Source organism: Bradyrhizobium sp. CCGE-LA001, from assembly GCF_000296215.2.
Classification (GTDB): Bacteria; Pseudomonadota; Alphaproteobacteria; order Rhizobiales; family Xanthobacteraceae; genus Bradyrhizobium.
The window spans coordinates 3,952,807-3,974,458 of sequence record NZ_CP013949.1 but is presented as its reverse complement, the minus strand read 5'-3'; the positions used below and the strand labels follow the sequence as shown (position 1 = coordinate 3,974,458).

Below are 21,652 nucleotides of genomic sequence, written 5' to 3'. Positions count from 1 at the left end.
CTGCTTGACCCGAAACAACCCTTGACGCGTCGGGCAAAACACACTGGCGATCTGTAACGCAAGAGGGAATGATCCCTTGGCGACCTTGTGATATCGTCCCCCGGCTTCTTGAGCATTTTCCGACAAGCTGCGCCCATTCCAGGCAAGAGCCTGCCCCATGCGACGGATAGAGTCGCTTTGCATCATGTTCATTGACGTGAGTGCGCGAGTTCGCGCCGCCTTTGATCATCTCGCGCCCCAGACACAGTAGGAGACGTGTCATGAAGATCGTCGTGATTGGTGGAACCGGGTTGATCGGATCCAAGCTCGTGACGAAGCTCAAGCAGCAGGGCCACGAGGCGGTGGCGGCCTCGCCGAAATCGGGCGTGAACGCCGTGACCGGCGAAGGTCTCGCTGCCGTGCTGGCCGGTGCGGACGTGATCATCGACGTCGCCAATGCGCCGTCCTGGGAGCCGGCCGCAGTGCTCGATTTCTTCCAGCGTTCGAGCAAAAATCTCGTCGCAGCAGAGGCGGCGGCGGCCGTGAAGCATCATGTGGCGCTCTCGATCGTCGGCACCGACCGGTCGCCAGACAACGGCTATTTCCGTGCCAAACTCGCCCAAGAGGCCGTCATCAAGTCCGCCTCGATCCCCTATTCGATCGTGCGCGCCACTCAGTTCTTCGAATTCCTCGGCGCCATCGCCGAGACCGGAGCGCGCGAGGGCAAGATTGTCGTTCCCTCCGCATTGTTTCAGCCGATCGCGGCGGACGACGTCGTCGAGCGCCTGGCGGAGGTCGCAACGGGGCAGCCGATCAACGGCACGATCGACATCGCCGGCCCCGAGAAGGCTCCCTTCAACGAATTCATCGCGCGGCGCCTGAAGGCGTCCGGCGACGCACGGCCTGTGATCGGAGACCCGCAGACACCCTATTACGGCGCTCCAATTGACGACACGTCGCTGAACCCGCTCGGCGAGGCGCGGCTCGGGACAACGCCGCTCGCAGAATGGCTCGCGACGGCCTGACGATTTCCGCCTCGGTATTCAGATTCGCAGGAAAGGAATCCTCATGCGCACAATCTTCATCGCCACGGCAATCTATGCGTCATTCTTCGCGACGGCACGGGCCGACGAACCAACAGCAGCATCAGCCAAGGTGACCGTCGTGTTCGACCAGGCGCTGCCGAATGTCCCCGGCAAGAGCATGAAGGGTGTTCTGGTCGAGTACGGCCCAGGAGGCTCCTCGCCGGCCCACATTCACGCGCCGTCCGCCTTCATCTATGCCACCGTCCTGGAAGGGGCGATCCGCAGCCAGGTCAATGACGGTCCGGCAAAGGTCTTCCGTAAGGGAGAGAATTTCGCCGAAAGGCCCGGCGATCGCCACGCCGTCAGCGCCAATGCCAGCGATACCGAACCTGCGAAGCTGCTCGCCGTGTTCGTGGTGGATACGGCCGACAAGGAGCTGACGACGCCAATCGCGAAGTAGCGCCGGATGGCCTGCCGTCAGGCGGCCTGGCGCGCGGCCATCTCCGCGGCCAGCAGCAGCGCGGCGCGGCTGGCGCCGATCGATGCAATGCCCTGCCCCGCGATGTCGTAGGCCGTGCCGTGCGCGGGCGTGCAGATCGGGAATGGAAAGCCGCCGAGCAAGGTCACGCCGCGATCGAAGCCCATCAGCTTCATCGCGATCTGGCCCTGGTCGTGATACATCGTCAGCACCGCATCGAAGGCGCCGGCCTTGGCACGCAGGAACACGGTGTCGGCGGGGAATGGTCCTTCTGCGGCGATGCCCTCGTGCTGGCCGGTCGCGACCACCGGCGCGATGATGTCGATTTCCTCGCGGCCGAAATTGCCGCCGTCGCCGGCGTGGGGATTGAGCCCCGCGACCGCGATGCGAGGGCGCGCGAAACCGGCATTTCGCATGCAGGCATCGGTCAGCTGGAGCGCACGGTGGATGCGTTCGCTGGATAACCTGGCTGCAACGTCCCTAAGCGGGATGTGCGAGGTCACCCGTGCATTCCAGAGCCGGTCCAGCACGTTGAACTCGCTCGCCGCAGTCTTCAGACCGACCACCTCGGCCGAAAAGGCGATCTCGTCGTCATATTCGGCGCGGGCGAGCCGCATCGCCTGCTTGTTGAACGGCGTGAAGCAGACGGCATCGACGTGCCCGTCGCGGCCGAGTTCGAGCGCGCGCCGGTAGTTCGCGAGCGCGAACTTGCCGCCGGCGAGCGTCGCGGTCTTCGGCTCGACTTCTTTCAGATCAAGATGACCGAGATCGAGGAACAGCGCATCGCCCTGCCCTGCGCGGAGGTCGGTCCCCTGCTCCACCATCGTCAAGTCCGGCTTGACGCCGGCGACGCGCGCGCCCTCGTCGAAGATGCGGCGGTCACCAATGACGACCAGCCGGCAATTCGCGCGGATGTCGTCCTGGACCGCGAGCTTCGCCGTCAGCTCCGGACTGATGCCGGCGGGATCTCCCACTGCCAATGCAATGAGCGGCTTTGCGGTCATATGATCACCTTTTCCTGGGCTGTCGCGTCGGCGGCCGGGGATGCAGGCTTGCGCCAGAGCCGCGCGAGCTGCAGCACGAGCGGAAGCAGCAACAGCGCGATGCCGGCCACGATCAGGCAGGACACCAGCTTGTTGGCAAAGAAGATCCCCAGTGATCCCTTCGAGATCAGCATCGACTGCCGGAACGCGTCCTCGGCCTTGTCGCCGATGACGATCGCGAGGACGAGCGGCGCCAGCGGATAGAACAGCTTCTTGAAGAGATAGCCCACGACGCCGAAGCCGAGCATCATGACCACGTCGAGATAGGAGTTGGACACCGAATAGGCGCCGACGACGCAGATGATCACGATCAGCGGGGCGATCACAACGAAGGGTATCCGCATCAGGGCGGCGAAGACCGGCACGGTGAGCAGCACCAGCACCACGGCGACGATGTTGCCGACATACATCGAGGCGATCAGGCCCCAGACGAAATCCTTTTGGTCGACGAACAGCATCGGTCCGGGATTGAGACCCCAGATCATCAGCCCCCCCATCATGACCGCTGCGGTGGCCGATCCGGGAATGCCGAGCGAGAGCATCGGCAACAGCGCGCTGGTGCCGGCGGCATGGTCGGCCGTCTCCGGCGAGACGATGCCTTCGACCTCGCCGGTGCCGAAATATCGGCCGCGGCGCGAGAAGCGACGCGCGATGCCGTAGCTCATGAAGGAAGCCGCGGTCGGGCCTCCCGGCGTGATCCCCATCCAACATCCAATCGCGGCACTGCGCAGCAGAGCCACGCCATGCCGGGGCAGCTGACCGACCGCGCGGAACACCTCGCGCCAATCGATCTTCGAGGAGACCGCGCGAGCGTGAAACTCCTCTTCGACCGCAACCAGCAGCTCGCCGATGCCGAACAGGCCCATGACGGCGACGACGAAGCTCACGCCCTTCACCAGCTCATCGACTCCCATGGTGAGGCGGACGCTGCCGGACACCGTGTCGATGCCGATGGCCGCGATCGCAAAGCCGATGGCCAGCGCCACGACCGTCTTGATCGGCGCCGAGCCGCCCATGCCGACGAAGCTGGCAAAGGCGAGGAAATAGACAGCAAAATACTCGGCCGGCCCGAAGGCCAGCGCAACCTGTGCCACCCAGGACGCGAGGAAGGTGATCAGGATGACGCCGATCAGCGCGCCGATCGCTGCCGAGCCGAAGGCGGTCGCGAGCGCCGTGGTCGGCCGGCCATCGCGCGCCATCGGATAGCCGTCGAAGGTGGTCGCGACCGAGGACGGCTCGCCCGGAATGTTGAACAGGATCGAGGTGACGGAGCCGCCGAACAACGCGCCCCAATACATGCTGGAGAGCAGGATGATCGCCGACACCGGCTGCATGCCGAAGGTCAGCGGCAGCAGCAGCGACACCCCGTTCGGCGCGCCCAGCCCGGGCAGCACGCCGACGAGAATGCCGAGCAGCACACCGATCGCCATCAGGGCCAGATGCGGCACGGTGACCGCGATGGTGAAGCCGTGCAGGAGCTCTGAGAGATTATCCATCGGCCTCTCCGTCAGAACCCGAACGCGGCGGCGAGAGCGCCGTGCGGCAAGCTGACTTGGAACATGCGCTCGAACACGACGTAGAGCGCAAGCGCCGTCGCGCCCGCCATGGCGAGCGCGCGGGGGACGGATTGATGCCGCGGGATGACGAGCACTGCAAAGACGTAGAGCGCTGATGCAACGTACATCCCGGCCAGCGGGATCGCCGCCACGAAGAGCGCAGCCGGCACGAACAGACCCGCAAGCCGGCGCAGCTCGATCGACGTGATGGCGATCGGGACGTTGGCCAATGTCGCCGCCGGCATCGCGCCGCGCACCAGATTGTAGAGGCTCCCGACCACGACGATGATCCCGGTCAGGAACGGAAACGTACCGGCCTCCACGCCGGCGCTCGACCAGCCGATGCCGTTGTCGAGACTGGAGACGATGACGGCGACACCGAAGCTGCCGGTGAGGATGGCGGTGGCGAGTTCGAGGGCGCGACGGGAGATCATGGGGGACTCCGTTCGGGCACAGACAATCGCCGGTTATGACGCACGCATTCTCCCAGCGGTCGATGTCGCCCCGGCCTCACTTGACGAGCCACCCTTGCTCGCCCGCGACCTGCCTGATGTGCTCGAGGTCCTCCTTGATGAACTTGTCGAGCTCGGCGCCGGTCAGGAAGGTGTCGACCTGGGAGGTCCTCTCGATGTAGTCCTTCCACTCGGGCGTGGCCTGCACCTTCTTCATCAGCTCGACATAGAACGCGGCTTGATCCGGCGTGACCTTGCCGGGCAGCCATACCGTGCGCGGCTGCTCATATTGCTTGATGTCGAGGCCCTGCTCGACGCAGGTCGGAACGTCGCTCCAGCCTTCGGTCGCGGTGACCTTTGGCCCCTGCGGCAGACGCTTCGGGTTGAAGACACAGAGCGGGCGCTGCGTGCCGCCGCGCCATTGCCCGAGGCTCTCGCTGGGATTGTTGACGTGGGAATCGAGGTGTCCGCCGGCGAGCTGCACGGCGGTCTCGGCGCCACTCTTGAACGGGATATAGGTCAGCTTGATCTTGCCGGCTTTCTCGATCATGCGCGTCAGGACCTCGTCGGTGTCCTTCGACTGCGCACCGCCCATCTTGAACTCGCCCGCGGCGGCGGCTTTCAGATAGTCGCCCGCCGTCTTGTAGGGCGAGTCCTGCTTGACCCAGAGCAGGAACTCGTCCTGCGCCATTGCCGCGATCGGGGTGAGATCGGTGTAGTTGAAGGCGACCTTGGAGACGAGCGGCTGCTGCCAGGCGTTCGAGGTGCCGAAGATCACCTTGTAGGGATCGCCGGCGGAAGCCTTGCCGTAGACATAGCCTTCCGCGCCGCTGCCGCCGCCCTTGTTGACGACGACGATCGGCTGCTCGGTCAGCTTGTGCTTGGTAATGATGTTCTGCACGGCGCGGGCGAGATTGTCGGTGCCGCCGCCCGGCCCGGCCGTGGCCACGAACTCGATCGGCTTTTGCGGCTGCCAGGCACTGAGCGCCGGACCCGTGCCGGCGAGCACGGTTACGGCTGCGGAAAGCAGAAGTGTTGACGTCCGACCCATGATTTCCTCCAGCTGATTTTGTCTTTTATCGTTGTCGTGTCGAAATCCATTCAGGCGACGCGTTCCTCGCGCCTGCCTGATGCCCGCACGATCGCGCCTTCTTTCTCGAGCGCTTCAATTCGCGATGGCTCGAACCCGTGCTCGGCCAGCACCTCGTCGGTGTGCTCACCATAGACCGGAGCGCCCGATCGCACTTTGCCTGGGGTCTCCGAAAACTTGATGGGAAGGCCGATCGTCTTGACGGGGCCGAGCGTGGAGTGCTCGACCTCGACCACCATCTCGCGCGCCAGCGTCTGGGGATCGCCGAGGGCCTCCAGCATGTCGTGCACGGGGCCGCACGGAACCCCCTTCTCGTCCAATGCCGCGAGCCAGTGCGCGCGTGATTTGGTGCGGAAGCGTTCGCTCAGGACCGCTTCGAGCTCCTTCAAATTCGCCATGCGGTCGGCCCCGGTGACGAAGCGCGGATCCGCGGCGAGCTCGCTGGCGCCGAGCGCTTCCAGCATCAGCAGCCAGTGCTTCTTGTTGGCACCGCCGACCACGAGCCAGCCGTCGGAGGCCTCGAAGGCCTGGTACGGCGCGTTGAGCGGATGCGCCGACCCCATCGCGCGCGGCGCGGTGCCGGCGGCGAGCGCGATGGTCGACTGCCAATAGGTCTGCACCAGTGCAGCCTCGTAAAGCGAGGTTTCCACCCACTGCCCTTCGCCGGTCTTGAGGCGATGCGTGTAGGCGGCGAGGATGCCCATGCTGGCGAGCAGCCCGGCGGTGATGTCGGACAGCGGGGGACCGCATTTGACGGGTGGGCCGTCAGGACGTTCGCCGGTGAAGCTCATGATGCCGCTCATGGCCTGCGCGACCAGATCGAAGCCGCGGCGATGCTTGTAAGGGCCGGTGCGACCAAAGCCGGACAGGGAGCAGTAGATCAGCGCCGGGAATTCGGCGTGCAGCGCCTCGTAGCCGAAACCAAGACGTTCCATCGCGCCGGGCGCAAAGTTCTCGACCAGCACGTCGGCGCTTGCGATCAGGCGCCGCAGCACTTCCTTGCCGCCGCCGGTCTTCAGGTCGAGCACGATGCCGCGCTTGTTGCGGTTCATCATCAGAAAGGACGCGGCTTCATCACCGATCTTCGGCGGCACCGAATGACGGGTGTCGTCGCCGTTCGGCCATTTCTCGATCTTGATGACGTCGGCGCCCATGTCGGCGAGCATCAGGGTGCAGGTCGGCCCGGCCATGACATGGGTGAGATCGATGACCTTGAGGCCGGCGAGCGGTCCGGAACGGCGGGAGGTGGATTGCGAACTTTGCATCGGCCCATCCTATTGGCCGCGCCATTGCGGCGCGCGCTTGTTGAGGAAAGCATCGAGCCCTTCGCGAAAATCCTGGCTCGTGTAGCACATCAGGATGAGGTCTTCGCCCTCGTCCTGCGTCAGCCGCCGTTGCAGGCGGGCGACCGCCTGCTTGGTCGCATTCAGCGTCAGCGGGGCATGATTAGCGAGCAGCCGGGCGACCTCGTCGGCCCGCTTGTCCAGCGCGGCGATATCCTCGACGACCTCGCCGAGTAGCCCGACGCTCGTGGCCTCCGCGGCGTCGACGAGGCGCGCGGTGAAGATCAGATCCTTAACGCGCGCAGCGCCAATGAGCGCCGTGAGACGGCCGACATTGGACATCGACAGGCAATTGCCGAGTGTTCTGGCGATGGGAAAGCCAATCTTCGCGCTACGCGTGCCGATACGGAGATCGCAGGCCGCGGCGATGCCCGCCCCGCCGCCGGTGCAGAACCCGTTGATTGCCGCGATCGTCGGCACCCGGCACTGCTCCAGCGTGGTCAGCACCCGATCGATGCGGTTCTCATAGTCGATGGCGTCCTGCGGCGTCTTGAACTCGCGGAACTGGTTGATGTCGGTGCCCGAGGCGAACGCCTTGTCGCCGGCCCCGCGCAGCACCAGCACCTTGATCGCATGGTCGCCGTTGGCCTCCTCGCAGATCGCAGCGAGCCGTTCGTACATCGTGAAGGTGAAGGCGTTGCGCGCCTGCGGGCGGTTGAACGTGATCCGCCCGATGCCATCCGTGCATTCAAAAACGAGGTCTTCTGCCTCGACTTGCAGGTCCATTTCCTCGCGCCTTTCTGTTTTTTACATTTTTGAATGCAAAATGTGGAATTATCAAGCTGGAACTTACGATTTCTCCCCTGTAAGCTGATTTTTGCATTCAAATCGAGTTTGAACCCATGCTTCATGAAGAAGTCGTCGGGCGCATCCGCGCCATCCTGCTCGACGGCGAGATCCCGCCGGGCGCGCGGATTCCCGAGCGCGAGCTGTGCGAACGGCTTGAGATCTCGCGCACGCCGCTGCGCGAAGCGCTCAAGGTGCTGGCCGCCGAGGGCCTCGTGCAGCTGCTGCCGCACCGCGGGTCACGCGCGGCGAAGCTGACCGACAAGGACATGCGCGATCTGTTCGAGGTCTGCCAGGGCCTGGAGGCCCTTGCCGGCGAGCTCGCCTGCGAGCGCATCACCGATGCCGAGATCGATGCGATCGCCGCCGCGCATGCGGAGATGGTGCAGCATTATCGCGAGAGTGATCTGATCCAATACTATCGCGGCAATCGCGCCATTCACGAAGCCATCGTGAACGCCGCCGGAAACCCGGTGCTCGCAGCGTTGTACACATCCGTCACTGCGCGCATCCGGCGCGCGCGTTATGTCACGCCGATGACGCCGCAGCGCTGGGAGCTCGCCGTAAGAGAGCACGAAGCAATCCTCAATGCGCTCCAGCGCCGCGACGGCGCCGGCCTCTCCCACATCCTGCGGGCGCATCTGCGCCATAAGCGCGAAGAGGTCTTGCAGGCAGGCTTTGCCGAGACGGAAGGCAATGATGTCGCGCTGAGAATTGCGTAAAGCGCAATTCCGCGGTCGCACATCTGCGAACCAATTCTACTTGCTAGCTAGTCGTAACCGGCGCAGCATGGAATCTGCCGACCTCCGGCCGCGTGCCGACGGCCGGCCGCAACGCGCGAACAATTGAGATAAAAGACAAAAGCGAGGAAACGCATGACAATCGATGTCTCTCGTCGGTCCCTGCTCGCACTCGGGGCGGGCCTTGGTGCCAGCGCCATGCTCGGCAGCAGCGCAATGGCGCGGGCTCCCAAGCTCGGCACGCAGACGCCCTATTGGCACCGCTTCATTCTCGGCGACGCCGAGGTGACCGTCGTCTCCGACGGACCGCTGCCGCTCGGCGATCCCTCCGGAACGTTCACCGGCGTTCCCAAGGAAGAAGTCAAGAAGATGCTGGCGGACAATTTCCTGTCGCCGGACAACGTCGTGCTCGAACAGAATTCTCCGATCGTGAACACCGGCGACAAGCTCATCCTGTTCGATACCGGCATGGGCAGCTCGAAAATGTTCGGCGCCAGCACCGGGCGGCAACAGAAGAGCATGACCGAGGCCGGCATCAAGCCGGGGGACATCGACGCCGTCGTCTGCTCGCACGCCCATATCGACCACATCGGCGGCATCGTGGACGAAGGCGGCAAGCCGCTATTTCCGAACGCACAGGTCTACATCTCCCAGACCGATTTCGACTTCTGGACCGATGAAGGCAAGCTCGGCAGCGCCGCCAAGGACTTCGTCGTGCACGCCCGCAAGAACCTGCTGCCGGTCCGCGACCGCATCGTGTTCTTCAAGGACGGCCAGGAGTTCCTTCCAGGCGTACAGGCGATCGCTGCGCCGGGCCACACCGTGGGCCACACCATCTTCACGGTCTCATCGGCGGGCAAATCCTTCGCCTTCCTCGGCGACCTCTCGCACCATTCGGTGCTGCTGCTGGAGCGGCCACGGATGGAGTTCTCCTACGACACCGATCCGAAGCAGGCGGCCGAATCGCGCGTCAAGCTCTTGACCATGCTCGCGGCGAACAAGATTCCGGTGATGTCCTATCATTTCGCCTGGCCGGGCTATGGCCACATCGCCAAGAGCGGCGAAGGCTTCCGCTACTATCCCGAACCGATGCAGATGACGTTGTAGACCGGCCAGAACAGCTCCGGGCGGCACGAGCCGCCTGGAGCTGCGTCACGCGAGAGGCTTGCGCTCGGGATCAGCCCGGGCGTCGTCGAGAACCTCGATCAGGCGAAAACGCTCGCACATCAGCAGCATGTCGTCGCTATATCGGCCAAGCCTACCGAAATAGGACTGATGGGCGCCCCGCCAATAGGCGAGGCTCCGGTCGCCTTCCCCCTCGTCATGCGCAAAGGCGGCGTCGACCTCATTGAAGCGCCGGTATGTCACCTCGGTGGTTTCGATGACGCAGCGCGGCTCTGCCCGCCCATCGAGCACGACCCAGCGCTCACCTGGCGCGGACGTGTTCGGCTCGTCCTCGGTGCTGCAGGTCGCGATCTTGATGCCCCTGACGACGAGCTCGACCAATTCGTCCGCCAGCGCAGGGCTGTCGCCGAATGCGAAGCGTCGCAGATGTTGATAGCGCTCGGGGACCGGCTTGCTCATCGCCTCCCATCCCTCGCGAAGTGCGGCCTAGCAGCCGAGCTTGTCCGCGATGCCGCCAAAGTCCCTGGCGACGATGTCCCAATTGCCGGTGGCTTCGAAATCAACCTTCTGAAGCGGCCCGTACTCGGTCGGTCGCGCCACGAACGCGGTCCTGAGCCCGTTCTTCTGCGCGGCGGCGAGATCGCCATTGTGGGCGGCGACCATCATCACCTCTTCCGGCTCGAGGCAAAGCAGGCGCGCGGCGCCGAGATAGGTTTCCGGATCTGGCTTGTAGTGCTCGAACAGCTCGGCCGACAGGATGAGGTCCCAAGGCAGCCCAGCGAACTTCGCCATGTTGGTGAGCAGCGCGACATTGCCGTTCGACAGCGGCGAGATCACGAACTTTGATTTCAGCCGCGTGAGGCCGGCGACGCTGTCGGGCCAGGGATGCAGGCGGTGCCAGCCCTTGGTGAGATAATCGAGATCGGCTTCGGTCAGGCCCTTGATCGCGAATTGATCGACGAGCTTTTCGAGCGAGCGGCGATGCAGATCATCCAGCATGACATAGCCGCGCTCCGGATGTTTGCGCACGTCGTCCATCGAGGCCATGTACATGCCGCGCCAGCCGTCGACGAGCGCGGGCCAATCAGCGGTGATGCCGCGCTGCTTGCCCCACCACATGAAGTCGGTGATGAGACTCGTGCGCCAATCAACGACGGTGCCGAACACGTCGAAGACGAGGGCTTTGACGGCGGAGAGATCGGACATGGGCGCTTCCCTCGATGTTATTCTTGGTCATTTCGGGTTACGCCGTGAGGCGCAGGCACGGAATCCATACTCCCAATCGTGGCTATGGATTCCGGGCTCTCCGGGCCGCGCGTTGCGCGGTCCCGTCGCCCCGGAAATGACGGCAGCTGCTATTCCGTACTCAGTCCAGGTGGAACTTGGCCAGCTCGCGATGCTCGGCCTTGATGTAGCGCACAGTGCCGGTGACGGAGCGCATCACGACCGTCTCGGTCTCGATCACGCCGTCCTTGCGGAATTTGACGCCCGACAGCAGCGAGCCCGTGGTGACGCCGGTGGCGGCGAACAGGCAGTCGCCGCGCGCCATGTCCTCGATGCCGTAGATCATCTTCGGATCGTTGACGCCCATCTTGGCAGCACGCTCGCGCTTCTCGTCGGAATCGAGGATGAGGCGGCACTGCATCTGGCCGCCGATGCAGCGCAGCGCCACAGCCGCGAGCACGCCTTCCGGCGCGCCGCCGGTGCCGAGATACATGTCGACGCCGGTGTTGTCGGGATCGGCGCAATGGATCACGCCGGCGACGTCGCCGTCAGTGATCAGGCGCACGGCTGCACCGGTCGAGCGCACGCTGGCGATGATGTCGGCGTGGCGCGGACGGTCGAGCACGAGAACGGTGATGCCTTCCGGCTTGACGCCCTTGGCCTTGGCGAGGCGTCGGACATTGTCGGCCGGCGAGGCATCGAGATCGACAACGCCCTTGTCATAGCCGGGGCCGATCGCGAGCTTCTGCATGTAGACGTCGGGGGCGTGCAGCAGCGTGCCGCCGTCGGCCATCGCCATCGTGGCGATCGAGCCCGGCATGTTCTTGGCGCACAGCGTGGTGCCCTCGAGCGGGTCAACCGCGATATCGACCTCGGGGCCCGCCTTGAGGCCGACCTGCTCGCCGATATAGAGCATCGGCGCCTCGTCGCGCTCGCCCTCGCCGATCACGATGGTGCCCTGGATCGGCAGCTTGTTGAGCTCGCGCCGCATGGCGTCCACGGCGGCCTGGTCGGCGGCCTTCTCGTTGCCGTGACCACGCAGCCGCGCCGACGACACCGCCGCCCGCTCCGTCACCCGCACGATCTCCAGCGTGAGGATGCGCTCGAGCAACGCTTGCGGCGGCACTGAAATATGGGTCGACATCGGCTCACTCCTTCGAAACGGTTCTGGACAGGAATCCTGCCCACATCAACTCTCAACGCCCGGTGTTCGTTCGAACGAACAACCGCATCATGGTTTGAGCATGACCTTTCCGGAAAACCGCTCAACACTTTTCGGGGTCATGCTCTAGTTCTTCTCGATCCGGATCACCTGCGGCCGTCCGCTGATCACCTTGTCCTTCTGTACGGCGGCGAGCGCGCGGCGCACGGCGTCCTCGTGCGTCGCATAGGTAATCAGGATGACGGGCACGGGGACCGCCTTGCCGTCGGCCGGCGCAGCGCCGCCATTGGGATGACGCTGCACGATCGACTCGATCGAAATCTTCTGCTCGGCAAGCCGCGTCGCGATCGCGGCCGCCGTGCCGGGGAAGTCGCGCGCGAGCAGGCGGATGTAGTAGCCGCCTTCATGCCGCTCCATCGGTGCCTTCTGGGTGTCGCGCAGCTGCGAGATCGGCCGGCCGAACGGATTGGCGCGGATGCCGCGCGCGACGTCGGCGATGTCGGCGACCACAGCGGATGCGGTCGCCGCTCCCCCCGCACCGGGGCCGACCAGCGTGATCGGCGGAATCCCCTCGCCGTCGATCGTGACCGCATTGGTGACACCCATCACCTGCGCGATCGAGGAGGATTTCGGCACCATGGTCGGGTGCACGCGCTGCTCGATGCCCTTGGCGGTGCGAACCGCAACGCCGAGCAGTTTGAGCCTGTAACCGAGATCGTCGGCGGCGCGCAGATCTTCCGGCGCGATGGATGAGATGCCTTCCACATACACCGCGCTTTGAGCAACTTTCGTGCCGAACGCGAGGCTGGCGAGAATGGCGAGTTTCTGCGCGGTGTCGTGGCCGTCGACATCGAAGGACGGATTGGCCTCGGCATAGCCAAGCCGCTGCGCGTCTTTGAGGCATTCGGCGAAGGACAGCCCCTCCTGCTCCATCCGGGTCAGGATGTAATTGCAGGTGCCGTTGAGGATGCCGTAGACGCGGTTGATGCCGGTTCCGGCAAGACCTTCGCGCAACGTCTTGATGACGGGGATCGCGGCGCCGACAGCTGCCTCAAAATTCAGCGCGCCGCCGTTCTTCTCAGCTGCCTTGGCGAGCTTGAGGCCGTGCTTGGCGAGCAGCGCCTTGTTGGCGGTGACGACCGACTTGCCGGCGGTGAGCGCGGCGTCCACCGCGGACAACGCGGGATCGCCGGCGCCGCCCATCAGTTCGACGAAGCAATCGACCTCGGGGTGGGTCGCAAGCGCCATCGGATCCTTCGCCCAGTCGATGCCGCGCAGGTCGACGCCGCGCTTCTTCGCCTTCGAGCGCGCCGTGACGGCGACGACGCGGATGCCGCGGCCGCTGCGGCCCGCGAGCACGCGCGCCTGCGTTTCGATCAAACGGACGACTTCGGCACCCACGGTGCCGAGCCCCGCTATGCCCACTTTCAGGGGTGCAACCATGATGCTTTTCGAAAACCCGTCGAAGAGAATTAGCGCCGATTGGCGAGCGGAACGACGTTGTGCAACGTTTCGATGCCGCTTTCAAGGAAGCGGCGCACGCCGCGCGCGGCCTGCCTGATCCGTTGCTCGTTTTCCACCATGGCGATACGGACATATCCTTCGCCATGCTCGCCGAAGCCGACGCCGGGCGAGACCGCGACGCCGGACTTTTCCACCATCAGCGTTGCGAACTGCATGCTGCCGACGCTGCGGAAAGCTTCCGGCAGCGGCACCCAGGCGAACATCGAGGCCTCCGGCGGCGGGATCTCCCAGCCGGCACGGCCGAACGATTCCACCAGCGCGTCGCGGCGCTTGCGGTAGGTGTCGCGCATCTCCTTGATGCAATCATCCGGGCCGTTCAGCGCCGCGGTCGCGGCGACCTGAACCGGCGTGAAGGCGCCGTAGTCGAGATAGGATTTGACGCGGGCGAGGGCCGCGATCACGCGCTCATTGCCGACCGCGAAGCCCATGCGCCAGCCCGCCATTGAATAGGTCTTCGACATCGAGGTGAACTCGATGGTGACGTCCATCGCGCCCGGCACCTGAAGCACCGAGGGCGGCGGATTGCTCTCGTCGAAATAGACCTCGGCATAGGCGAGATCGGACAGGATCAGGATCTCGTGCTTCTTTGCGAACGCGACGAGGTCCTTGTAGAAATCGAGGCTCGCGACATAGGCGGTCGGGTTCGAGGGGTAGCAGACGACGAGCGCCAGCGGCTTGGGGATCGAATGGATGATCGCCCGCTCCGCCGCCTCGAAGAATTGCGGCGTCGGCTCGGAGGGTACGGAGCGGATCACACCGCCTGCCATCAGGAAGCCGAAGGCGTGAATCGGATAGCTCGGGTTCGGACAGAGGATGACATCGCCGGGCGCGGTGATGGCCTGCGCCACATTGGCAAAGCCCTCCTTGGAGCCGAGCGTCGCCACGACCTCGGTGTCGGGATTGAGCTTCACGCCGAAGCGGCGGGCATAATAGGCGGCCTGGGCCCTGCGCAGCCCCGGGATGCCGCGGGAGGCCGAGTAGCGATCGGTGCGCGGCTTGCCGAGTGTCTCCTTCAGCTTCTCGAGCACATGCGGCGGGGCCGGCAGGTCCGGATTGCCCATGCCGAGGTCGATGATGTCGGCGCCGGCATTCCGCGCGGCCGCCTTGGCCCGGTTGACCTGTTCGAACACGTAAGGCGGCAGGCGGCGGATGCGGTAAAAATCTTCCATGGCTCTCTGGGCTCCGGGCAACCGGTCAGGACAGAATCGACAGGCCACGACGGCCGCTCGGGAAAGGCGCTCATTCCTTCGTGAAACTTACTCAAATTCAAAGACTTAGAGCAACATTCAACGACGAGGACTGAAGTCGTTCGCCCTGACTCTCGGCTGAACTGAGGTCTTTTAGCACGGCAAGACGGGGGCGCCAGCGATTACCTTGCACCGTCACACGTACTCGCGCCCACTCGCCTTACGCTCCGCTTACTTGGCGTCCTTGGTAGCGACGGCCTGGCGATCGCGCGCAGCGGCGAGCTCGGCTTCTATCTTGGCGCGCTGATCAGGCGGGATGACCGCCTGATCGCGATCCGGCGGCAGATCATGCACGGGCAGATAGCTGCCCGGCTCCCGGGGATGCGCCTGCGCATCCCCAGGCGTCATGTCGGCAAGCTGGCTCGAGCAGCCGCCCAGAACAAGCGCCATGATCAACAGCGCGCCGCGGATCGGCAGCGCCTTTTGCAGGTCCCATAACGCGAACACTTGGGAAATCCCCTACTCGTCCCAAAGCACGGCCCCGGGCAACCTTACCCAAGACCGCACTCAAGCTCAAACCATTGCTGCCCAAATGGCATGAGCGACAAAATAGCCCGGCACCACCAAGCCGAGCGGTGCGGCCCGATTGTGACGGAACCAGGAATTTTTGTCGCACTGCAACACATCTTCGAGAGTGTTTAACGCCAAACATGCGAGCTTCGCGGTGACGAATACGGAATGAATCGTTACTGTTCTGCGCATGAGTACTGTCACAACCGACACGCCCAAATCCGGCAGCAAGTTCGAGACGAAGTTCGATGCCGAAGCTTTCGCGATGAATGTCGCGCGGGCGATGGAGAGCGGCGGCAAAGCGCTCGCCGCCTACCTCAAGCCGCGCGAGAGCGGCGAGGTGCAGGATCGCCCGCCGGCCGAGCTTACGGAGATCGTCAAGACCTTCACCTCGGTCGCCGAGTACTGGCTGTCGGATGCGTCCCGCTCCTCCGATCTGCAGACCAAGCTCGCCAAGGACTATCTCGACCTCTGGGGCTCGGCGGTGCGCCGCATGGCCGGCCAGGACGTGGAGCCCGCGATCGCGCCCTCGCCGCGCGACAAGCGCTTTGCCGATCCGGAATGGAAGTCGAACCAGTTCTTCGATTTCGTGCTGCAGCTCTATCTGCTCACGACCAAATGGGCGCAGGAGCTGGTGCGCGACGCCGAAGGCCTCGATCCGCACACGCGCCGCAAGGCCGAGTTCTACGTGCAGCAGGTCACCAATGCGCTCTCGCCATCGAACTTCGTGCTGACCAATCCGGAGGTGCTGCGCGAGACGATGGCGTCCAGCGGCGAGAACCTCGCGCGCGGCCTGACGATGCTGGCCGAGGACATCGCGGCCGGCAAAGGCATGCTGAAGATCCGCCAGTCCAATCCGGACAATCTCGTCGTCGGCGTCAACATGGCGACGACGCCGGGCAAGGTGATCTATCAGAACGAGATGATGCAGCTGATCCAGTATTCGCCGACCACGGAGACAGTGCTGCGCACCCCGCTCCTGATCCTGCCGCCCTGGATCAACAAGTTCTACATTCTCGATCTCAAGCCGGAGAAATCCTACATCAAGTGGTGCGTCGACCAGGGCATCACCGTGTTCGTGATCTCATGGGTCAATCCCGACAAGCGGCTCGGCAACAAGAGCTGGGAAGACTACATGAAGCAGGGCCCGCTCACGGCGATGGACGTGATCGAGAAGATCACCGGCGAGATGAAGGTGCACACCGCCGGCTATTGCGTCGGCGGCACGATGCTCGCAACCACCCTGGCCTGGCTCGCCGAGAAGCGCCGCCAGCGCGTGGCGTCTGCGACGTTCTTCGCGGCGCAGGTCGACTTCACCCATGCCGGCGATCTCCTGGTGTTCGTCGACGAGGAGCAGATCGCAGCGCTCGAGCAGGACATGAAGACGGCCGGCGTGCTCGAAGGCTCGAAGATGGCGATGGCCTTCAACATGCTGCGCTCCAACGATCTGATCTGGTCCTATGTCGTCAGCAACTATCTGAAGGGCCAGCAGCCGAGCGCCTTCGACCTGTTGCACTGGAATTCCGATGCGACGCGGATGACCCACGCGAACCATTCCTACTACCTGCGCAACTGCTATCTGGAGAACCGGCTCTCCACCGGCACGATGGTGCTGGACAACACGCTGCTCGATCTCTCCAAGGTGAAGGTGCCCGTCTACAACCTCGCCACCCGCGAGGATCACATCGCCCCGGCGGAATCGGTGCTATACGGCTCGCAGTTCTTCGGCGGTCCGGTGAAATACGTGCTGTCGGGTTCGGGCCACATCGCCGGCGTCGTCAATCCGCCGGCCTCGAACAAGTATCAGTACTGGACCAACGACAACGTCAAGGACGCCAACGTCGCGCAGTGGATGAACGGCGCCGTCGAGCACAAGGGCTCGTGGTGGCCGGACTGGCGCCAATGGCTCGGCGAACTCGATCCTGAAGAGGTTCCGGCGCGCGCCGTCGGCAACGACGCCTTCCCGCCGATCGAGGACGCGCCAGGCAGCTATGTCAGGGTTCGCGCATAGCGGACTCTGACACGCTCTTGTATAGACTCGCTCTCAACGCAGCTGCGACGACAGAGGGGACCGGACTATGACGCGCGAATTGTTCTGGCTGACACTGACGGTGATCCTGACCGGAATCCTCTGGATCCCCTACATCATCAACCGCTGCCAGGTTCGCGGCCTCACCGGCGCCATGGCCAACCCCTCACGTGGCGACAAGCCGCAGGCGGAGTGGGCCAACCGCCTGATGTTCGCGCACGACAATGCGGTCGAGAATCTCGTGATCTTCGCGCCGCTGGTGCTGATCCTGAATGCGATCGACTATTCCACGAAATGGACCGTGCTCGCCTGCGCCGTCTATTTCTGGTCCCGCGTCGCGCATCTCATCGTCTATGCGATCGGCATCCCGGTGTTCCGCACGCTCGCCTTCACCGTCGGCTTCCTCGCCCAGGCCGTGCTGGCGCTGGCGATCTTCAGGGTGTTTTGAGTTCGTGTCCCGGACGCGCAAAGCGCGAGCCGGGACCCAGAACGCCGCATACGATGCAGCAGCCTTGGGCCCCGGCTCTGCAGTGCATCGCTAAGTGGCGCTGCGCTGCGTCCGGGCACAAACCTGCCCTACTCCTCCGGCAATCCCAGCATCAGCCGCATGTTCTGCACGGCTGCGCCCGAGGCGCCCTTGCCGAGATTGTCGAGGCGCGCGACCAGCAAGGCCTGATGATATTTGTCGCTGGCGAAGACGTAGAGCTCGAGCATGTTGGTCTCGTTCAGCGCCTCCGGCTCGAGCCGGCCGCCCTTGGCCGCCTCGTTCTGGAGCGGCATCACCTTGACGTATTTCGAGCCGGCGTAGCGCTTGGCGAGCGCCGCTTGGAGATCGGCACCGCCAGGCTTGCCCGGCAACGTGTCGAGCTGGAGCGGCACCGAGACCAGCATGCCCTGGCGGTAGTTGCCGACCGAGGGAATGAAGATCGGCCGCCGCGTCAGGTTCGAATAGAGCTGCATCTCCGGCAGATGCTTGTGCTCGAAGCCCAGGCCGTAGAGCTCGAAGGACGGCGCGCTGCCGTCTTCGAAGCTCGCGATCATCGACTTGCCGCCGCCGGAATAGCCGCTCACCGCGTTGACGGTGACGGGATGGTCAGGCGGCAGCAGACCGGCATCGACGATCGGCCGCAACAGCGCGATCGCGCCGGTCGGATAGCAGCCGGGATTGGAGACCTTCTTCGCGGCCTTGATCTTTCCGGCTTGGTCGGCCGTCAGCTCGGGAAAGCCGTAGGCCCAGTCGGGCGCGACCCGATAGGCGGTCGAGGCGTCGAGCACTTTCGGCGCGGACGCGCCCATGCTGTCGACCAGCGCGACGGTTTCCTTTGCGGCATCGTCGGGTAGACAGAGGATGACGAGATCCACCTCCTGCATCAGCGCCTTCTTGGCCGCAGGATCCTTGCGCTTGTCGTCGGCAATCGTCTTCACGACGACGTCGTTCTGGAGCTTCAGCCGCTCGTTGATGCCGAGCCCGGTGGTGCCGGAGCCGCCGTCGACGAAGACGGTCGCGGGCTTCTTGGCCACGCTGGTGGTCGGGGCTTTCGTGGTGTCAGCGAGGCTCATGGTGCGCTCCCTTCGAGCATGTTCGTGTCGTCTGCGAAAACCTGCGGCCTTGCCTGCCGCATCAATTGTGAGATCTGCTTGGCGTCGGCATCACCGCCGCCAAGCGCGTTCGCGATCGCCGCATAGTCGGCGTCCGACTTGTGCTGGTTCAGCTTGAAGCTGCCTTCGACCTCCTCGACAGTCATGACCAGCCCAACGATCCCCTTCTTCATCGCTTCGAGCCGGCCTGCCGTCATCTTGGCCGATGTCCACGGCTTTTTCGGCAAGAGCCAGTTCTCGAACTTGTCGCTGAGCGTGTCGATCTGCAGCGCCAGCTCATCGTCCGACAAGAGCCGCACTGGGCCGCTGAGATGCACGGACTGGTAGAGCCAGGTCGGAACCTGGTCCGGCGAGACGTACCAGTCCGGCGATACATAGGCATCGGGGCCGTTGACCGCGAGCAGCCAGGACGCATCGCCACCCGCAAGCTTTAGCAGCGGATTGTGACGGGCGACATGAAAGGCGGCCTGCGGCGTGCCGTCCGCGGCGTAAGTCAGATAGAACGGCAGAGGGGACGCGACCGGCTTGTGGCCGTCGAAGGCACACATGGTGCCGAAGCCGCGCTCCTCGGCGAATTTCAGGCTCGCGGCGCGGTCCTGCTTGAAAAAGGGTGGCGTGTACATCGTGGTCTCCTGCTGGGCCTCCTCGGGGGAGCCGCCGGATCAGATCGCGCTGACAGGAGAGAGAATGCCGCGGATCGGATCCAGCGGCAAAGACGATGATCTCAAACGCGATCGACCGCCCAAACCGCTAAGCTGCGGCGGCGGCGACGGGCGAACAGAATGGTCGCGGCGTTGATCATGGCGCGCGGCTATAAGGCCACGGGGTTCCATGGTCAAGAGCAAATCGGTCCGGCGGGACGGCAGGATGCCGCACCGCGCGATGGCAGAGTGATACACGCGTGACGGCAGAGTGCCGCACGGATGTCATCGGCCTGCCTCGGAATTTCCAGTAGTAATGGGGGTTCCAGAGAAGGACCGACGCGCCACAACCCCGCCGGTCCAAGCCTGTCATAACCAGCCCCAGGACATCGCCATGACCGAGATTACCCGTCGCGCAACGCTAGCCGGCGCCGCCGCCTCGGCGCTCCTGCCTTTCGTCAAGACTTCGCCCGTGGAGGCCGCCGCGCCCTTGTCCGACAAGCAGAATGCGAGCTTTTATCGCTACAATGTCGGCACCCATCAGGTCACGGTGGTCTGCGACGGCGTTGCCACCGTCAATCTGACCGACAATTACGCAGCGGGCGCCAGCAAGGACGACATCAACAAGGTCTTCGCCGAACATCACCTGCCGACCGACAAGGTCACCCATACGTTCAACCCCGTGGTCGTCAACACCGGACCGAAGCTCGTCGTCATCGATACCGGTCTGGGGCCCGACCAGTTCACGCAGAGCAAGGGCAAGGTCGGCCAGTTCCAGAACAACCTTACGGCGGCCGCCATCGACCGGGCAGCGGTGGACACCGTCGTCATCTCTCATTTCCACGGCGACCACATCAATGGCCTGCTGGCAGCCGAAAACAAGCCCGCGTTTCCCAATGCCGAGATCATGGTGCCGGCGGTGGAATGGAAGTTCTGGATGGACGACGGCGAGATGAGCAAGGGGATGGGCAATCCGATCCTCGAAAACAATTTCAAGAATATCCGCCGCGTGTTCGACGCGCTCGGCCGCAAGGTCACGCAATACGAAGCCGGCAAGGAGGTGGCGCCGGGCATCACCTCGATCGCGAGCCCCGGCCACACGCCGGGCCACAATTCCTTCATCGTCGCCTCGGGCAACGAGAAGGTGCTGGTGCAGGTCGACATCACCGCCGGTGCGGCCTTCCTGTTCGTCAAGCATCCCGAATGGAACATCGCCTCGGACGTCGACAAGCCGTTGGCACAGCAGACGCGGCGCAAGCTCTACGACATGGCCATTGCCGAGAAGATGCCGATCCAGGCCTTCCACGCCGCCTTCCCGGGTCTCGTCCGCGTCGAGAAGGAAAAGGACGGATTTCGCTGGATTCCCTCGATCTGGAACGCCTCGCTTTAGGCGCGTTTGACGCGCTGACCGGGCGGCCCCGCTGCCCGGTCAGATCAGACGCCAGATCCATTCCATCAGCCTCGCGATCACGTCGCCGAACAGCAGCAGCGCCGCCGACCAGATCAACGCCGAGACGAAATTGGCGATCTGGAAGCTCCAGTAGGGCATCTCGAAGATGCCCGCCGCGAGCGGCACCGAGGCGCGCAAGGGGCCGAAGAAGCGGCCGATGAAGATGCTGGGCACGCCCCAGCTCCGCACGAAGGCCTCGCCCTTGGGCAGGAGTTCCGGATAGCGCGAGAGCGGCCACATCTGGGCGACCCGTTCCTTGTAGCGGAAGCCGAACCAGTAGGAGACCCAATCGCCCAGCGCCGCGCCGAGGCCGCCCGCAATCCAGACCGGATAAAAGCTGATACCGCTCGCCCCGATCAATGCGCCGATCCCCACCAGCGCGCCCCAGGCCGGCACCAGTAGCGAGATGAAGGCCAGCGACTCCCCGAAGGCGAGCAGGAACACGATCGGGGCCGCCCAAGCCTGGTGAGCGCGCACGAATTCGGCCAAGGCGTGCGCGTACTGCTCCATTCCAGATTGGCCTTCCGCCCTGTCTCAAGGTGCTGCCCGATGAAAGGACTGGTAAGCCAAGGGCTTGTGTGACATCAAGTCACAAAGCTCGGCCCTGTGTGGGCTGAGACGTCAAATTGCCGGGAATTGGCGGGCCTGC

22 protein-coding genes are annotated in these 21,652 nt (G+C 64.4%); 7 read left to right on the top strand and 15 right to left on the bottom strand.

The window, feature by feature from the left end:
- Positions 1-260: 260 nt before the first annotated feature.
- On the top strand, positions 261-1,004 hold the full coding sequence (locus tag BCCGELA001_RS18340; protein ID WP_060735986.1) for an SDR family oxidoreductase: 744 nt from the start codon (positions 261-263) through the stop codon (positions 1,002-1,004).
- A 43-nt stretch (positions 1,005-1,047) separates the two neighbouring features.
- The gene (locus tag BCCGELA001_RS18335; protein WP_060735985.1) at positions 1,048-1,464 is read left to right on the top strand and encodes a cupin domain-containing protein; all 417 of its coding nucleotides are present in this window, start codon (positions 1,048-1,050) and stop codon (positions 1,462-1,464) included.
- 17 nt (positions 1,465-1,481) lie between these two features.
- Here the strand turns inward: BCCGELA001_RS18335 and BCCGELA001_RS18330 are convergent, their stop codons facing one another.
- The 6 genes from BCCGELA001_RS18330 to BCCGELA001_RS18305 all read right to left on the bottom strand — a co-directional run bounded on the left by BCCGELA001_RS18330 (position 1,482) and on the right by BCCGELA001_RS18305 (position 7,692).
- The gene (locus tag BCCGELA001_RS18330; protein WP_060735984.1) at positions 1,482-2,486 is read right to left on the bottom strand and encodes a 4-hydroxythreonine-4-phosphate dehydrogenase PdxA; all 1,005 of its coding nucleotides are present in this window, start codon (positions 2,484-2,486) and stop codon (positions 1,482-1,484) included.
- Positions 2,483-4,021 (bottom strand): tripartite tricarboxylate transporter permease, encoded by a 1,539-nt coding sequence (locus BCCGELA001_RS18325; protein ID WP_060735983.1) that lies wholly within the window; start codon positions 4,019-4,021, stop codon positions 2,483-2,485. Before BCCGELA001_RS18325 ends, BCCGELA001_RS18330 begins: the two co-directional genes overlap by 4 nt.
- Before the next feature lie 11 nt (positions 4,022-4,032).
- On the bottom strand, positions 4,033-4,515 hold the full coding sequence (locus tag BCCGELA001_RS18320; protein WP_060735982.1) for a tripartite tricarboxylate transporter TctB family protein: 483 nt from the start codon (positions 4,513-4,515) through the stop codon (positions 4,033-4,035).
- A gap of 76 nt (positions 4,516-4,591) precedes the next feature.
- Entirely contained in the window at positions 4,592-5,584 is a 993-nt protein-coding gene (locus BCCGELA001_RS18315; RefSeq protein ID WP_060735981.1) for a Bug family tripartite tricarboxylate transporter substrate binding protein, read from the bottom strand.
- 50 nt (positions 5,585-5,634) lie between these two features.
- On the bottom strand, positions 5,635-6,888 hold the full coding sequence (locus tag BCCGELA001_RS18310) for a CaiB/BaiF CoA transferase family protein (RefSeq protein ID WP_060735980.1): 1,254 nt from the start codon (positions 6,886-6,888) through the stop codon (positions 5,635-5,637).
- Between the two features lie 9 nt (positions 6,889-6,897).
- Entirely contained in the window at positions 6,898-7,692 is a 795-nt protein-coding gene (locus BCCGELA001_RS18305; protein WP_060735979.1) for an enoyl-CoA hydratase/isomerase family protein, read from the bottom strand.
- A gap of 116 nt (positions 7,693-7,808) precedes the next feature.
- Here BCCGELA001_RS18305 and BCCGELA001_RS18300 point away from each other — a divergent pair, with 116 nt between their 5' ends.
- Together BCCGELA001_RS18300 and BCCGELA001_RS18295 are read left to right on the top strand one after the other, a co-directional pair.
- Positions 7,809-8,474: a GntR family transcriptional regulator gene (locus BCCGELA001_RS18300; protein WP_144441351.1), complete on the top strand. Its 666-nt coding sequence runs from the start codon at positions 7,809-7,811 to the stop codon at positions 8,472-8,474.
- A gap of 153 nt (positions 8,475-8,627) precedes the next feature.
- Positions 8,628-9,599 (top strand): MBL fold metallo-hydrolase, encoded by a 972-nt coding sequence (locus tag BCCGELA001_RS18295; RefSeq protein WP_060735977.1) that lies wholly within the window; start codon positions 8,628-8,630, stop codon positions 9,597-9,599.
- A 45-nt stretch (positions 9,600-9,644) separates the two neighbouring features.
- Here BCCGELA001_RS18295 and BCCGELA001_RS18290 read toward each other — a convergent pair whose 3' ends face one another.
- The 6 genes from BCCGELA001_RS18290 to BCCGELA001_RS18265 all read right to left on the bottom strand — a co-directional run bounded on the left by BCCGELA001_RS18290 (position 9,645) and on the right by BCCGELA001_RS18265 (position 15,221).
- On the bottom strand, positions 9,645-10,076 hold the full coding sequence (locus tag BCCGELA001_RS18290; RefSeq protein ID WP_008558688.1) for an ASCH domain-containing protein: 432 nt from the start codon (positions 10,074-10,076) through the stop codon (positions 9,645-9,647).
- A gap of 27 nt (positions 10,077-10,103) precedes the next feature.
- Positions 10,104-10,823 carry a haloacid dehalogenase type II gene (locus tag BCCGELA001_RS18285; protein ID WP_060735976.1) on the bottom strand — a complete coding sequence of 240 codons (720 nt, stop codon included), beginning with the start codon at positions 10,821-10,823 and terminating at the stop codon, positions 10,104-10,106.
- Between the two features lie 160 nt (positions 10,824-10,983).
- A complete protein-coding gene (gene glpX / locus BCCGELA001_RS18280) occupies positions 10,984-11,985 on the bottom strand; it encodes a class II fructose-bisphosphatase (protein ID WP_008558686.1) in 1,002 nt (333 codons plus the stop codon).
- Between the two features lie 144 nt (positions 11,986-12,129).
- Entirely contained in the window at positions 12,130-13,446 is a 1,317-nt protein-coding gene (locus BCCGELA001_RS18275) for a homoserine dehydrogenase (RefSeq protein WP_060735975.1), read from the bottom strand.
- Between the two features lie 29 nt (positions 13,447-13,475).
- Positions 13,476-14,696 carry an LL-diaminopimelate aminotransferase gene (locus BCCGELA001_RS18270; RefSeq protein ID WP_060735974.1) on the bottom strand — a complete coding sequence of 407 codons (1,221 nt, stop codon included), beginning with the start codon at positions 14,694-14,696 and terminating at the stop codon, positions 13,476-13,478.
- Between the two features lie 249 nt (positions 14,697-14,945).
- Positions 14,946-15,221: a hypothetical protein gene (locus BCCGELA001_RS18265; protein ID WP_060735973.1), complete on the bottom strand. Its 276-nt coding sequence runs from the start codon at positions 15,219-15,221 to the stop codon at positions 14,946-14,948.
- 253 nt (positions 15,222-15,474) lie between these two features.
- Between BCCGELA001_RS18265 and BCCGELA001_RS18260 the strand changes: the two genes are divergently transcribed.
- Positions 15,475-17,295 carry a PHA/PHB synthase family protein gene (locus BCCGELA001_RS18260; protein WP_060735972.1) on the top strand — a complete coding sequence of 607 codons (1,821 nt, stop codon included), beginning with the start codon at positions 15,475-15,477 and terminating at the stop codon, positions 17,293-17,295.
- 67 nt (positions 17,296-17,362) lie between these two features.
- Complete coding sequence (locus BCCGELA001_RS18255) at positions 17,363-17,761, top strand: MAPEG family protein (protein ID WP_008558658.1); 399 nt, start codon at positions 17,363-17,365, stop codon at positions 17,759-17,761.
- A 128-nt stretch (positions 17,762-17,889) separates the two neighbouring features.
- Here the strand turns inward: BCCGELA001_RS18255 and argC are convergent, their stop codons facing one another.
- Both argC and BCCGELA001_RS18245 read right to left on the bottom strand, forming a co-directional pair.
- Positions 17,890-18,873 carry an N-acetyl-gamma-glutamyl-phosphate reductase gene (gene argC / locus BCCGELA001_RS18250; protein WP_008558655.1) on the bottom strand — a complete coding sequence of 328 codons (984 nt, stop codon included), beginning with the start codon at positions 18,871-18,873 and terminating at the stop codon, positions 17,890-17,892.
- Entirely contained in the window at positions 18,870-19,535 is a 666-nt protein-coding gene (locus tag BCCGELA001_RS18245) for an FMN-binding negative transcriptional regulator (protein ID WP_060735971.1), read from the bottom strand. Before BCCGELA001_RS18245 ends, argC begins: the two co-directional genes overlap by 4 nt.
- Positions 19,536-19,947: 412 nt before the next feature.
- Here BCCGELA001_RS18245 and BCCGELA001_RS18240 point away from each other — a divergent pair, with 412 nt between their 5' ends.
- Positions 19,948-20,943: an MBL fold metallo-hydrolase gene (locus BCCGELA001_RS18240; protein WP_060735970.1), complete on the top strand. Its 996-nt coding sequence runs from the start codon at positions 19,948-19,950 to the stop codon at positions 20,941-20,943.
- Between the two features lie 39 nt (positions 20,944-20,982).
- Here the strand turns inward: BCCGELA001_RS18240 and BCCGELA001_RS18235 are convergent, their stop codons facing one another.
- Positions 20,983-21,513, bottom strand: coding sequence for a DedA family protein (locus BCCGELA001_RS18235; RefSeq protein WP_008558630.1), 531 nt, complete (start codon positions 21,511-21,513; stop codon positions 20,983-20,985).
- Between the last annotated feature and the right edge of the window lie 139 nt (positions 21,514-21,652).

Excerpts from the sequence above, each read along its gene's own strand:
- BCCGELA001_RS18305 (WP_060735979.1), bottom strand. The coding sequence starts at position 7,692 with ATGGACCTGCAAGTCGAGGCAGAAGACCTCGTTTTTGAATGCACGGAT.
- BCCGELA001_RS18300 (WP_144441351.1), top strand. The coding sequence starts at position 7,809 with ATGCTTCATGAAGAAGTCGTCGGGCGCATCCGCGCCATCCTGCTCGAC.
- BCCGELA001_RS18275 (WP_060735975.1), bottom strand. The coding sequence starts at position 13,446 with ATGGTTGCACCCCTGAAAGTGGGCATAGCGGGGCTCGGCACCGTGGGT.
- BCCGELA001_RS18290 (WP_008558688.1), bottom strand. The coding sequence starts at position 10,076 with ATGAGCAAGCCGGTCCCCGAGCGCTATCAACATCTGCGACGCTTCGCA.
- BCCGELA001_RS18295 (WP_060735977.1), top strand. The coding sequence starts at position 8,628 with ATGACAATCGATGTCTCTCGTCGGTCCCTGCTCGCACTCGGGGCGGGC.
- BCCGELA001_RS18260 (WP_060735972.1), top strand. The coding sequence starts at position 15,475 with ATGAGTACTGTCACAACCGACACGCCCAAATCCGGCAGCAAGTTCGAG.
- BCCGELA001_RS18315 (WP_060735981.1), bottom strand. The coding sequence starts at position 5,584 with ATGGGTCGGACGTCAACACTTCTGCTTTCCGCAGCCGTAACCGTGCTC.
- BCCGELA001_RS18270 (WP_060735974.1), bottom strand. The coding sequence starts at position 14,696 with ATGGAAGATTTTTACCGCATCCGCCGCCTGCCGCCTTACGTGTTCGAA.
- BCCGELA001_RS18240 (WP_060735970.1), top strand. The coding sequence starts at position 19,948 with ATGACCGAGATTACCCGTCGCGCAACGCTAGCCGGCGCCGCCGCCTCG.
- BCCGELA001_RS18335 (WP_060735985.1), top strand. The coding sequence starts at position 1,048 with ATGCGCACAATCTTCATCGCCACGGCAATCTATGCGTCATTCTTCGCG.
- BCCGELA001_RS18255 (WP_008558658.1), top strand. The coding sequence starts at position 17,363 with ATGACGCGCGAATTGTTCTGGCTGACACTGACGGTGATCCTGACCGGA.
- argC (WP_008558655.1), bottom strand. The coding sequence starts at position 18,873 with ATGAGCCTCGCTGACACCACGAAAGCCCCGACCACCAGCGTGGCCAAG.
- BCCGELA001_RS18330 (WP_060735984.1), bottom strand. The coding sequence starts at position 2,486 with ATGACCGCAAAGCCGCTCATTGCATTGGCAGTGGGAGATCCCGCCGGC.
- BCCGELA001_RS18310 (WP_060735980.1), bottom strand. The coding sequence starts at position 6,888 with ATGCAAAGTTCGCAATCCACCTCCCGCCGTTCCGGACCGCTCGCCGGC.
- BCCGELA001_RS18325 (WP_060735983.1), bottom strand. The coding sequence starts at position 4,021 with ATGGATAATCTCTCAGAGCTCCTGCACGGCTTCACCATCGCGGTCACC.
- BCCGELA001_RS18285 (WP_060735976.1), bottom strand. The coding sequence starts at position 10,823 with ATGTCCGATCTCTCCGCCGTCAAAGCCCTCGTCTTCGACGTGTTCGGC.
- BCCGELA001_RS18320 (WP_060735982.1), bottom strand. The coding sequence starts at position 4,515 with ATGATCTCCCGTCGCGCCCTCGAACTCGCCACCGCCATCCTCACCGGC.
- BCCGELA001_RS18340 (WP_060735986.1), top strand. The coding sequence starts at position 261 with ATGAAGATCGTCGTGATTGGTGGAACCGGGTTGATCGGATCCAAGCTC.
- BCCGELA001_RS18235 (WP_008558630.1), bottom strand. The coding sequence starts at position 21,513 with ATGGAGCAGTACGCGCACGCCTTGGCCGAATTCGTGCGCGCTCACCAG.
- glpX (WP_008558686.1), bottom strand. The coding sequence starts at position 11,985 with ATGTCGACCCATATTTCAGTGCCGCCGCAAGCGTTGCTCGAGCGCATC.
- BCCGELA001_RS18245 (WP_060735971.1), bottom strand. The coding sequence starts at position 19,535 with ATGTACACGCCACCCTTTTTCAAGCAGGACCGCGCCGCGAGCCTGAAA.